Here is a 10,639-nt window from a genome sequence, read left to right on the forward strand (position 1 = left end):
CGATATTGCCGCCCGACTGCGAGTAGATCTGGCTGTTGATGCCGATGACGTTGCCGTTCATGTCGAACATCGGGCCACCGGAATTGCCCTGGTTGATCGCGGCGTCGGTCTGGATGAAGCTGTCGAATGGACCGCCGCCGGTCGAACGGTGCACTGCCGAGATGATGCCCGCGGTCACGGTGCCGCCGAGCCCGAACGGCTGGCCGATCGCGACGACCCAGTCGCCGACGCGAGACGCCGTCGAGTTGCCGAAGCGGACGAACGGCAGCGGCGTCGACGAGGTAATCTTTAGCAGCGCCAGATCCGAGGTCGGGTCGCGGCCGATCAACTTGGCGGTATATTCCTTGCGGTCCTGCAGCGTGACCTTGATCGACTCAACCGTCGCACCGCGTCCCGCGGGCGCGATGACGTGGTTGTTGGTCACGACATAGCCGTCGGACGAGATCAGGAAGCCCGAGCCGAGCGACTGACCCTCACGCGTGACCGGCGCGCCGCCCTGTCCACCGCCGCCGAACTGGCCGAACAGATCGCCGAACGGCGTGCCGGCAAACGGGTTCGCCTGCTGCTGAACCGTCACCTTCTGCGTGGTGGAGATGTTGACCACCGCGGGCTGAAGCTTCGCGACCATGTCGGCGAAGCTCATCGGGGCGCCGGCGCGCGGCGCCTGCGCGCTGATCGCGCCGGGCTCGTTCTGCGCGGTCTGCGCGGTTGCCGGGTTCTGCAAGGTCAGCGACGCCGCCGTCCCGCCAAGGAGGAGCGCGCCGGTGAGGGCGTAGGCGTAACGCACTTTCTTCATGTCCTCTCGATCACCCATCTACAAAAAGGGAGAAAAATTCCGTCCAGTCATGCCGGGCATGCGATGAACGGGGTTTGAATATGAACGCTTCGCAACGCCGGTCGACCCGCATCGGGCCCGAGCGGCGGTTGTTTTCTCCCCGAGATACCCGTTCGCGTCACCGCGACGCGCGCCCTTCGAACTCGCGCAGGTAGGAATTGCCCGGGCTCATGATGATGTTGGTCGAACCTTCGGGCTTCGGCCCGCCGTCAGCGCCGAAGGTGTGGCGGTACGACTGCATTGCGCGGTAGAAGTCGTAGAAGCTCGCATCCTTGCTGAACGCGTCGGCGTAGATGCGCGCCGCGTTGGCGTCAGCCTCTGCGCGGACGATCTGCGCTTGCTTCTGCCCCTGCGCACGGATCGTGTTCGCCTCCTGCTGCCGCGCGGTACGCATCCGTTGCAGCGCGCTCTCGAGCGGACTGCCGTCGGGCAGGTCGGCGTGCTTGATGCGGACGTCGACGATCTCGACGCCGTACTGGCGCGCGTCGCGCTGGAGCGAGTTCTGGATCGCGTCCATCACGCGGCCACGCTCGGGGCTGAGCAGGAGCGAGAAGGGCACCTTGCCGAGTTCGTTCCTGAGCGCCGTGCCGAGCAGCGGGCGCAGCTGATCGGCCACGCGCTCCTCAGTGTTCGAGGTGCTGCCGGTCGAGGTGACCGCGCGCAGCGGATCGACGATGCGGAAGCGCGCAAAGGCATCGACGTTGAGTCGCAGCTGATCGGTCGACAGCACCAACGTGTTGTCGAGATCGGCGTCGAGCACGCGCTTGTCGAGCCAGACGATGTTGTCGATCAGCGGGATGCGCGCGATCAGGCCGGCGCCCGATCCGCCGATCGTCTGTCCGCGCTGCCACTGGTTGACGACGCGCTGCGGGTTGTTGAGCCGGAGCACGACCGCCTGCTGCGTTTCAGGCACGATCGCGAAGGTCATCGCGGCGACGATCACCGCGGCGAGCACCGCGAACATGGCGGCGATCGGATGCTGGAGCAGGCGCGGCATCAGCGTGCTCCCTCCTGCGGGGCGGCAGGCGTGGCCGCAGTCGCTTCCTCGCCCGGTTCGCGCAGCCGCTTGGCGCGATCTAGCGGCAGGTACGGCGTCACGCCGTTCGGCTCGACGATCGTCTTGTCGGTATTGGCCAGCACGGCCTCCATCGTCTCGTAATACATGCGGCGGCGCGTGACCTCGGGCGCGAGGCGATACTGTTCGTACACCTTGTCGAACGAGGCAGCCTCACCCTGCGCGCGCGCGATCACCTGCTGCGCGTAGGAGCGCGCGTTGTTCAGATTGCCGACCGCTTCCTGCTGCGCGGCGGTGACCGCGTTGAAGTCGTCGATCAGGCTGGCGGGGGCGGACGCCTGCTTGATCGACACGCCCTGTATGCGGACGCCGGCCTGATAGCTGTCGAGGATTTGCTGCATTCCTTCCGCGACGCGTGCCTCGATCTCGGTCCGGCCGGCGCCGATCGCCTGTTCGAGGGTGGTGGTGGCGAGTACCGCGCGCATCGCGCTCTCCGCGGTGGCGCGGACGGTTTCCTGCGGGTCCTTGATCTCGAACACGTAGTTGCGCGGGTCGGACACGCGCCAGCGCACGGTATAGGCGAGATCGATGATGTTCTGATCACCGGTCAGAACGTTCTCGCCGCCTTCGCGCGGGAATTCGTCGGTGCGGACCTGCTCGACGTCGACCTTGGTCACGCGGGTGAACGGCGCGGGCAGCGTGACGCGGATGCCGGGCTCGAGCATCCCCGAGTAGCGGCCGAAGAAGGTGACGACGCCGCGCTGCTGCGGCCCGATCTGGTGGAACGAGGTGAACAGGATCCACACCGCGACCAGCAGCGCAACGCCGATCAGCCACAGCGCACGCGGGTTGGCGCCGATCGGCAGATTGGGGCCGGAGCCGCCGCTGCCGCCATTACCGCCGCCGCGCGCGCGCTTGAGGAATTCGTCGAGCGCGGTTGGCTTGTTGCCGCCACCGCGATTGCCGCCGCCGGGCGGGACCGACCAGGGATTGCGCGGACCGCTCTTGTCGCCACCCGCGTCGTTGCCGCCACCATTGCCCCACGGGCCATTGTTCTCGGCGGAAAGGATGTACGGGCGGCGAAGGCGCCGGAACAGGCGCTGCAAGGTCGTCATGACAGTCTTTATAGGAGCCGCGCGCGCGAAAAACAGTGGCAAGCGGCCACCACGGGCGTAACGCCTCGTTGCTATGGACGCAGAACAGGTAAAAGGCGCGGTTGCCGCAGTGGCGGGGACGCGCGCGACGGTCAGGATTGACGGCCAGCGCATCGGCGTGGTGGTGGATGCAAGCGGGCTTGACCAGCAGGCACGCGACGCGCTGGAGGCGAGCGTGCGGATGGCGGCGAGCGTGCCGGGCGCGGAGGTGCGCGTCGTGGTCACCGCCGAGCGACCCACCCGGCGGCTGATCGCGGTGGCGAGCGGGAAGGGCGGAGTCGGCAAGTCGACGCTGTCGGCGAACCTCGCGATCGCTTTGGCGCGAGGCGGGCGGCGTGTCGGCCTCGTCGACGCCGACATCTACGGGCCATCGCAGCCGCGGCTGATGGGGGTGGAGGGGACGCGGCCCGAAGCGCGCGACAAGGTGCTGATGCCGGTCGCGACGCCGTACGGCGTGCCGCTGTTGTCGATGGGGCAATTGGTCGAGCCGGGCCGCGCGCTGGCGTGGCGCGGGCCGATGACGGCGGGGGCGCTCGGGCAGATGGTCGATGCCGAATGGGGCATCGCCGATACGCTGGTGGTCGACCTGCCGCCGGGCACGGGCGACGTGCAGCTGACGATGGTGCAGAAACATCGGCCCGCTGGCGCGGTGATCGTGTCGACGCCGCAGGACCTGGCGCTGATCGACGCGCGGCGCGCGATCGACCTGTTCGACAAGGCGGGCGTGCCAGTGATCGGGTTGGTCGAGAACATGGCGGGCTACGCCTGCCCGCACTGCGGCGAGGTGTCCGATCCGTTCGGGCGCGGCGGCGCGGAGGCGGCGGCCGTGGAGGCGGGCATTCCGTTCCTGGGTCGCGTGCCGCTCGACATTGCGATCCGTACCGCGTCGGACGCGGGGCAACCGCCCGCCGCGGAGGCGGACGACCGCGTCTTCGCACCCATTGCGGCGCAGGTGGCAGAATGGATGGCGCGCAACTGAGGCGGGGGCGGGGCGTTCCTTCGCCGAAGGAGCTTTCCCATGCCGCTGACGAGTGACGCCGAGATCAAGGCACTGCTGGAGGAAACGCGCACGATCGCGGTGGTGGGCGCATCCGATCGCCCCGACCGGCCGTCGTTCCGCGTCATGAAGACGTTGCAGGACCACGGCTATCGCACGATCCCGGTCAACCCGCAGATCACCGGCGAGCACGTCCACGGCGAGTTCGTGTTCCGCGAGCTTGGCCAGCTGGGTGACCCGATCGACATGGTCGACGTGTTCCGCCGCTCCGATGCGGTAGGCGAGGTGGTCGACAAGGCTATCGCGATCGGCGCCAAGTCAATCTGGATGCAATTGGGTGTGATCGACGAGGCCGCGGCGGCGCGCGCCGAGGCGGCGGGGTTGAAGGTGGTGATGGATCGCTGTCCCGCGATCGACATTCCGCGGCTGGGCGTGGCGCGGGTCGAGGGATGATGCGGGCGGGGTGGTGCTTTTCCTTCCACCCCCACTTGCCGGATCGGCGCGACCGGCGCATCCTCCCGCCTCATGATCCCGCTGTTGCTGCTGCTCGCCGGTGCTGACGACGCGATGGACACCTATCGTGCGCGGACGGCGGCGGAACATCGCTGCGTCGTCACGCCCGATACGACCGATATCACCGTGTGCGGAAAGCGGCACGCCGATCGCTTCCGCGTGCCGTTCGTCGGTGGCCCGAACGGCAACCGCACCGACGACGTGCCATACGAGCGCGAGGCGCTGCTCCACCGCACCACGCCGATCGACGACCTGAGCCCGTTTCTGGTCGGCGGCGGAATGGCCGGCGTAAGCGTCAGCACGCGTGGCGGTGTCGGCGGGTACAAGGCGCGCGAACTGGCCAAATAGCGGGTCGACACCCGGCCGTATGGCGGTAAGTGCACGCCGACAGGCGATTTGACCGCGCGCGGCATCGCCGGGGAACGGATTCAGCCTGCTCGCTTGAGCCTCGCTGTCGTGCTGCGCGAAGGCTTCTTTACTCTTCGGTCATGCGCGTTGAGGTCAGCGCCCGCATCGAATTCAGGGAGCGAGAGTGTTGCGGCGACGATGCGCTGACCGGCGCTGAGTTGATTTGCGGGCATCAATCGACCCTCTGCCCGGCAGGGATCAGGAGGCGCGAACATACGCACACGACGATGACATCGTGCTCGCCAGCAGTCGGCTTGAGCAATCAGCGCGGATGGCCTGCTGCGGTGATACGGCAAGCGCGGCGTGAGGCCACGAACCGCGTACGATCGCGTCACTGACCCTTTCGCGAGCGGTCGCATCTGTTACGATCGCGCGCAAACAAGGGGGTTGCCAGTGTCCAGTCTTTTCCGCCGCAAGCCGATGGCACCGCCCGAGGCGGACGCGAACGGTCACGTGCTCGCGCGCACGCTGTCGTGGCCGCATCTGGTCGCGCTGGGCGTTGGCGCGATCGTGGGCACGGGCATCCTGACGCTCATCGGAGTGGGCGCGGACCGCGCCGGGCCTTCGGTAATCCTGTCGTTCGTGATCGCGGGCGCGATCTGTTCGTGTGCGGCGCTCGCTTATGCCGAGATGGCGACGATGATCCCGACATCGGGCAGCGCCTACACCTACAGCTATGTCGTGCTGGGGGAGGTGATCGCCTGGGTGATCGGCTGGTCGCTGATCCTTGAATATTCGTTGGTGGTGTCGACCGTCGCGGTCGGCTGGTCGGGCTATGCCGCGCCTTTGCTGACGCCGCTCGGCTTTCCCGTGTCGCTGACGCAGGGGCCGGAACTGGGCGGGCTGGTCAACGTGCCCGCGGTGTTCATCATCGCAGTGGTCGCGGCATTACTGAGCGTCGGGACCAAGGAGAGCGCGACGCTGAATGCGGTGCTAGTGGTGGTCAAGCTGATCGCGCTGGCGGTATTCGTCGCGGTCGCGTTGCCGCACTTCGACGCCAACAACTTCCATCCGTTCACGCCGTTCGGTTTCGCCAAGTCGGTGTCGCCCGACGGGGTCGAGCGCGGCGTGATGGCGGCGGCGGCGATCATCTTCTTTGCCTTCTACGGGTTCGACGCGATCTCGACCGCGGCGGAGGAGACCAAGAACCCAGGGCGCGATCTGGCGATCGGGATCGTCGGGTCGATGGTGGCATGCGTCGCGATCTACATGCTGGTCGCGGTCGCCGCGGTGGGGGCGCTGTCGTTCACGCGCTTCGCCGATTCGCCAGAGCCGCTGGCGCTGATCCTGCGCGGGATCGGGCGGCCCGGATTTGCGACGTTCCTGGCGGTGAGCGCGGTGATTGCGTTGCCGACCGTGCTGCTCGGCTTCCTGTTCGGGCAGAGCCGTATCTTCTTCGTGATGGCGCGCGACGGATTGTTGCCGCAAGCGCTCGCCAAGGTGTCGTCGCGCGGGACGCCGGTCAGGATCACGGTAATGACCGCGGTGCTGGTGTCGGTGATCGCTGGCGTGATGCCGATCGATGCGATCGCGGCGCTGGCGAATGCGGGCACGCTGGCGGCGTTCACCGCGGTGTGCGTCGCGATGCTGGTAATGCGCCGGCGGGCGCCCGATGCGCCGCGCACGTTCCGCGCGCCGGCAGCGTGGCCGGTCGGGATCGTCGGGGTGCTCGGGTGCGTCTATCTGTTCTTCAGCTTGCCGAGCCGGACGCAGCTGTACTTCGTGCTGTGGAATGCCGCGGGGTTGGTGCTGTACTTCGCCTGGGGTCGGCGTCGCGCGAGTGCGATGCTGGGTTAGGCGAGGCGCGTGACCGAAGCGCCCGCCTCGAGGAGCAGGCGGGCTGCCTGTTCGTCAAAGGTGGCGAGGGTTTCGGCACCGAGGCGGCGGCCGTCCGCCTCGATCACCGCGTCGGCAAAGTCGCCGCCACGATCGAGAAGGTCGAGACCGGCTTCGACCAGCGGCCATTCGGCCTTCACGCGCGGATCGTTCAGCAGCACTCTTAAAGCCGATGCGACCTCTGCGCCGGTCCATTTATAACGACTACGCAACACCCAGACGGTTTCCACGAGCGCGATAATAGGTAGCGCAATCAGCTCTGCTGCCGTCATTAAGCGCACGGCGGCGGACAATTGCACTGCTTCGTCGGCGGTAAGCATCCGCACGAGGATGTTGGTGTCTGCCGTGATCTTCACAGGTCCAGCTCGCCGGCCCACCCTTGAGCGATTACCTCGTTCATCTCTTCGATCGAGAGCGGCTTCTGACCAGGTCGATGCAAGATGCCGATCGCATCTTCGATCCGACCAGTTCGTGCGATCCGTTGCGGCGCAAGCGTCAGGCGGCCACCGGGAGCAGGCGTCACCTCCACCCGGTCCCCGGGTCGCAGTGCAAGGTGTTGGAGCAGCTCCTTCTTTAAGGTGATTTGGCCCTTGGCGGTGATTGTGAGCGTGGTCATGACGGCAAAGTAAGGCAAATATGCCTTACCCGCAACATATCGGCGGAAGGGTGAAGCGGGACTCCGCTCAAGGCCCGGTTGACAGGGAACGCGCACGATCAAGCAAGCGGCGCAGACACGAAGAAGCCCGTGTCGCTTGTCGCGACGCGGGCTCCCTTGTCACTCAGTCGTGCGCGCCGATCAGGCGGCGAGCTTACGCAGCACGTACTGAAGGATGCCGCCGTTGAGGAAATATTCCAGCTCGTTGACGGTATCGATCCGGCAGCGCGCCTGGAACGTCTCGGTCGAGCTGTCGGCACGCGTGAGCTTGATCGTCACGTCCTGACGCGGGCGCAGGCCTGCGACATTCTCAATCGTGAAGGTCTCGTCGCCAGTCAGCTTGAGCGTCGAGCGGTCGGTACCGGCGGCGAACTGCAGCGGCAGCACGCCCATGCCGACGAGGTTCGAGCGGTGGATACGCTCGAAGCTTTCCGCGATCACCGCGCGGACACCGAGCAGGTTGGTGCCCTTCGCTGCCCAGTCGCGCGACGAGCCGGTGCCGTATTCCTTGCCCGCGACCACGACCAGCGGGGTGCCGTCGGCCTTGTGGCGCATCGCCGCGTCGTAGATCGGCATGACCTCGCCGTCGTAGCGGCTCATGCCGCCCTCGACGCCCGGGACCATCTCGTTCTTGATGCGAATGTTGGCGAAGGTGCCGCGCACCATGACGTTGTCGTTGCCGCGGCGCGCGCCGTAGCTGTTGAAGTCGGCGCGGCTGACCTGGCGCTCCTGCAACCACTTGCCCGCCGGGCTGTCCGCCTTGATCGACCCCGCCGGGCTGATGTGGTCGGTGGTGATCGAGTCGCCCAGGATCGCGAGCGGCTTCGCCTCGATGATGTCGGTGACGGGCTTCGGCGTCATCTCCATGCCCTCGAAATAGGGCGGGTTGGCGATGTAGGTCGATGCCGCGGGCCAGCTGTAGGTGTCGGTGCCCTCGACCGAGATGCCCTGCCACTTGGTGTCGCCGGCGTAGACGTTGCCGTAGCGCGAACGGAACATGTTGTCGTCGATGTTGGCGGCCATGAGGTCGGCGACCTCCTGGTTCGTGGGCCAGATGTCCTTCAGGTACACCGGACCGTCGGTGCCTTCACCGATCGGCGTGTCGTTCATGTCGGTCGTGACGGTGCCCTTCAGCGCGTAGGCGACGACGAGCGGCGGGGAAGCCAGGAAGTTGGCGCGCACGTCCGGCGACACGCGGCCCTCGAAGTTGCGGTTGCCCGACAGCACCGAGGCGGCGACGAGATCGTTCTCGTTGATCGCCTTGCTGATCGGCGCGGCCAGCGGCCCCGAATTGCCGATGCAGGTGGTGCAGCCATAGCCGACCAGGTTGAAGCCGATCGCATCGAGATCCGCCGACAGCCCGGCCTTGTCGAGATAGTCGGTCACGACCTGCGACCCCGGCGCCAGCGAGGTCTTCACCCACGGCTTGGGCTTCAGGCCCAGCGCGTTCGCCTTGCGCGCGACCAGACCGGCGGCGACCAGCACCGACGGGTTCGACGTGTTGGTGCAGCTGGTGATCGCGGCGATCACCACGTCGCCGTCGCCGATGTCATGGCCACGATCGTCGACCGCGACGCGCGCCGGCTTCTCGCGGTGGTACAGCTTGAACAGGTCGCCGTTGAACACCTCGTCCACGGTGTCGAGGCTGACCTTGTCCTGCGGGCGCTTCGGGCCGGCGAGCGACGGCACGACCGTCGACATGTCCAGCTCCAGCGTGTCGGTGAACACGGGGTCGGGCGCGTCGGCGTGGCGCCACATGCCCTGCGCCTTGGCGTAGGCCTCGGTCAGCGCGACCACCTCGTCCGGGCGACCGGTCAGGCGCATGTAATCGAGCGTCTTGTCGTCGACCGGGAAGAAGCCGCAGGTCGCGCCGTACTCGGGCGCCATGTTGGCGATCGTCGCGCGATCGGCGAGCGTCATCTGGTCGAGGCCCGGGCCGTAGAATTCCACGAAGCGGCCGACCACGCCCTTGGCGCGCAGCATCTGCGTGACGGTCAGCACCAGGTCGGTCGCGGTGATGCCTTCACGCAGCGAACCGGTCAGCTTGAAGCCGACGACCTCGGGGATCAGCATCGACACCGGCTGGCCGAGCATCGCGGCCTCCGCCTCGATCCCGCCGACGCCCCAGCCGAGCACGCCCAGGCCGTTGATCATCGTCGTGTGGCTGTCGGTGCCGACGAGCGTGTCCGGGTACGCGATCGTCGCGCCGGCCTTGGCGTGGTCACCGGTTTCCTGCGACGCCCAGACCGCGTGGCCGATATATTCCAGGTTCACCTGGTGGCAGATGCCGGTGCCCGGCGGCACGACCTTGAAATTGTCGAGCGCCTTGCTGCCCCACTTGAGGAACTCGTACCGCTCGGCATTGCGGGCGTACTCGAGATCGACGTTATCCTCGAACGCCTTGGGCGTGCCGAATTCGTCGACCATCACCGAGTGGTCGATGACGAGGTGGACGGGCACCTGCGGATTGATCTTTGCCGCATCGCCGCCCAGCTTGGTGATCGCATCGCGCATCGCGGCGAGGTCGACCACGCAGGGAACGCCGGTGAAATCCTGCATCAGCACGCGCGCTGGGCGATACTGGATCTCGCGGTCCGAACGGCGCTCCTGCTGCCAGTCGATGATCGCCTTGATGTCGGCCTCGGTCACGGTCACGCCGTCCTCGAAGCGGAGCATATTCTCCAGCAGCACCTTCATCGAGAAGGGCAGGCGGCTGATATCGCCGAACTTTTCCTCGGCGGTCTTCAGCGAGAAATAATCGTAGGACTGGCCCCCGGCCTGAAGCGTCTGGCGGGCGTTGAGCGTATCCTGGCCGATGGCCGTCATGGGCAGTCCTTTCCTCAAGGGCCGTCGTCGGGCGCGGCGCGTGCGATCAGCGCGTGCGGGCGGCGACGGGAGCGAAACTCTCGATCGCCGCGGGCGATAGCAGCGGTGCCGCATGTGCGAAAGGGGGTGGCGCCCATCCGCGCGAGGCCGATGTCGGCGAAAGGGCGGCGCGGGGCCGGGCGGATCACATCTCCGCGATCATCTCCGCCAGCACCTCCAGGCAGGCGACGCCCAGCGCCTTCGACCGTTCCGGGCTCCAGCCGAAGTCGGGGTCCGGATTGGCGTCATGGTCCTTGAACGGCATCTCCAGCGTCACCGACACCGCCCCGAACCGCTCGGCGAGCTGGTTCGTCGACATCGACAGGTTCGCCGCGCCGGCGGCCGCCTTCTCATAGCCGAG

10 protein-coding genes and 1 pseudogene are annotated in these 10,639 nt (G+C 67.2%); 4 read left to right on the plus strand and 7 right to left on the minus strand.

From position 1 onward, the window contains the following. The 3 genes from QZ847_RS03190 to QZ847_RS03200 all read right to left on the minus strand — a co-directional run. On the minus strand, nt 1-787 hold a 787-nt coding region (locus QZ847_RS03190), incomplete at its 3' end, for a trypsin-like peptidase domain-containing protein (RefSeq protein WP_294353003.1). Nucleotides 788-953: 166 nt separating this feature from the next. Then, a complete protein-coding gene (locus QZ847_RS03195; protein ID WP_093005238.1) occupies nt 954-1,832 on the minus strand; it encodes a protease modulator HflC in 879 nt (292 codons plus the stop codon). Further along, nucleotides 1,832-2,965 carry a protease modulator HflK gene (locus QZ847_RS03200; RefSeq protein WP_294352989.1) on the minus strand — a complete coding sequence of 378 codons (1,134 nt, stop codon included), beginning with the start codon at nt 2,963-2,965 and terminating at the stop codon, nt 1,832-1,834. The genes QZ847_RS03195 and QZ847_RS03200 overlap by 1 nt, the downstream gene beginning before the upstream one ends. Nucleotides 2,966-3,038: 73 nt before the next feature. Here QZ847_RS03200 and QZ847_RS03205 point away from each other — a divergent pair, with 73 nt between their 5' ends. The 4 genes from QZ847_RS03205 to QZ847_RS03220 all read left to right on the plus strand — a co-directional run bounded on the left by QZ847_RS03205 (nt 3,039) and on the right by QZ847_RS03220 (nt 6,719). Continuing rightward, nucleotides 3,039-3,983: an Mrp/NBP35 family ATP-binding protein gene (locus tag QZ847_RS03205; protein ID WP_294352992.1), complete on the plus strand. Its 945-nt coding sequence runs from the start codon at nt 3,039-3,041 to the stop codon at nt 3,981-3,983. Nucleotides 3,984-4,022: 39 nt separating this feature from the next. After that, the gene (locus tag QZ847_RS03210) at nt 4,023-4,454 is read left to right on the plus strand and encodes a CoA-binding protein (RefSeq protein ID WP_294352994.1); all 432 of its coding nucleotides are present in this window, start codon (nt 4,023-4,025) and stop codon (nt 4,452-4,454) included. 72 nt (nt 4,455-4,526) lie between these two features. Further along, nucleotides 4,527-4,862, plus strand: a complete 336-nt coding sequence (locus tag QZ847_RS03215; RefSeq protein WP_294352996.1) for a hypothetical protein — start codon at nt 4,527-4,529, stop codon at nt 4,860-4,862. A gap of 480 nt (nt 4,863-5,342) precedes the next feature. After that, nucleotides 5,343-6,719, plus strand: coding sequence for an amino acid permease (locus QZ847_RS03220; RefSeq protein ID WP_294353005.1), 1,377 nt, complete (start codon nt 5,343-5,345; stop codon nt 6,717-6,719). On the opposite strand, the gene QZ847_RS03225 is transcribed toward QZ847_RS03220, so the two are convergent. From QZ847_RS03225 to QZ847_RS03240, 4 genes and pseudogenes are all read right to left on the minus strand, one after another. Then, complete coding sequence (locus QZ847_RS03225; protein WP_294352998.1) at nt 6,716-7,114, minus strand: type II toxin-antitoxin system VapC family toxin; 399 nt, start codon at nt 7,112-7,114, stop codon at nt 6,716-6,718. The two genes, QZ847_RS03220 and QZ847_RS03225, sit on opposite strands and share 4 nt — an antisense overlap. Then, nucleotides 7,111-7,374 (minus strand): AbrB/MazE/SpoVT family DNA-binding domain-containing protein, encoded by a 264-nt coding sequence (locus QZ847_RS03230; RefSeq protein WP_294352999.1) that lies wholly within the window; start codon nt 7,372-7,374, stop codon nt 7,111-7,113. Before QZ847_RS03230 ends, QZ847_RS03225 begins: the two co-directional genes overlap by 4 nt. Before the next feature lie 180 nt (nt 7,375-7,554). Next, on the minus strand, nt 7,555-10,239 hold the full coding sequence (acnA, locus tag QZ847_RS03235) for an aconitate hydratase AcnA (protein WP_294353001.1): 2,685 nt from the start codon (nt 10,237-10,239) through the stop codon (nt 7,555-7,557). Between the two features lie 184 nt (nt 10,240-10,423). Further along, a pseudogene (locus QZ847_RS03240) lies at nt 10,424-10,639 on the minus strand (hypothetical protein); the annotation flags it as partial.

Source organism: uncultured Sphingomonas sp. (genome assembly GCF_913778135.1).
Classification (GTDB): domain Bacteria; phylum Pseudomonadota; class Alphaproteobacteria; order Sphingomonadales; family Sphingomonadaceae; genus Sphingomonas.

Coding starts and splice junctions, on each gene's coding strand:
- QZ847_RS03230 (WP_294352999.1), bottom strand. CDS start 7,374: ATGACCACGCTCACAATCACCGCCAAGGGCCAAATCACCTTAAAGAAG.
- QZ847_RS03210 (WP_294352994.1), top strand. CDS start 4,023: ATGCCGCTGACGAGTGACGCCGAGATCAAGGCACTGCTGGAGGAAACG.
- QZ847_RS03195 (WP_093005238.1), bottom strand. CDS start 1,832: ATGCCGCGCCTGCTCCAGCATCCGATCGCCGCCATGTTCGCGGTGCTC.
- QZ847_RS03200 (WP_294352989.1), bottom strand. CDS start 2,965: ATGACGACCTTGCAGCGCCTGTTCCGGCGCCTTCGCCGCCCGTACATC.
- QZ847_RS03205 (WP_294352992.1), top strand. CDS start 3,039: ATGGACGCAGAACAGGTAAAAGGCGCGGTTGCCGCAGTGGCGGGGACG.
- QZ847_RS03220 (WP_294353005.1), top strand. CDS start 5,343: ATGGCACCGCCCGAGGCGGACGCGAACGGTCACGTGCTCGCGCGCACG.
- QZ847_RS03215 (WP_294352996.1), top strand. CDS start 4,527: ATGATCCCGCTGTTGCTGCTGCTCGCCGGTGCTGACGACGCGATGGAC.
- acnA (WP_294353001.1), bottom strand. CDS start 10,239: ATGACGGCCATCGGCCAGGATACGCTCAACGCCCGCCAGACGCTTCAG.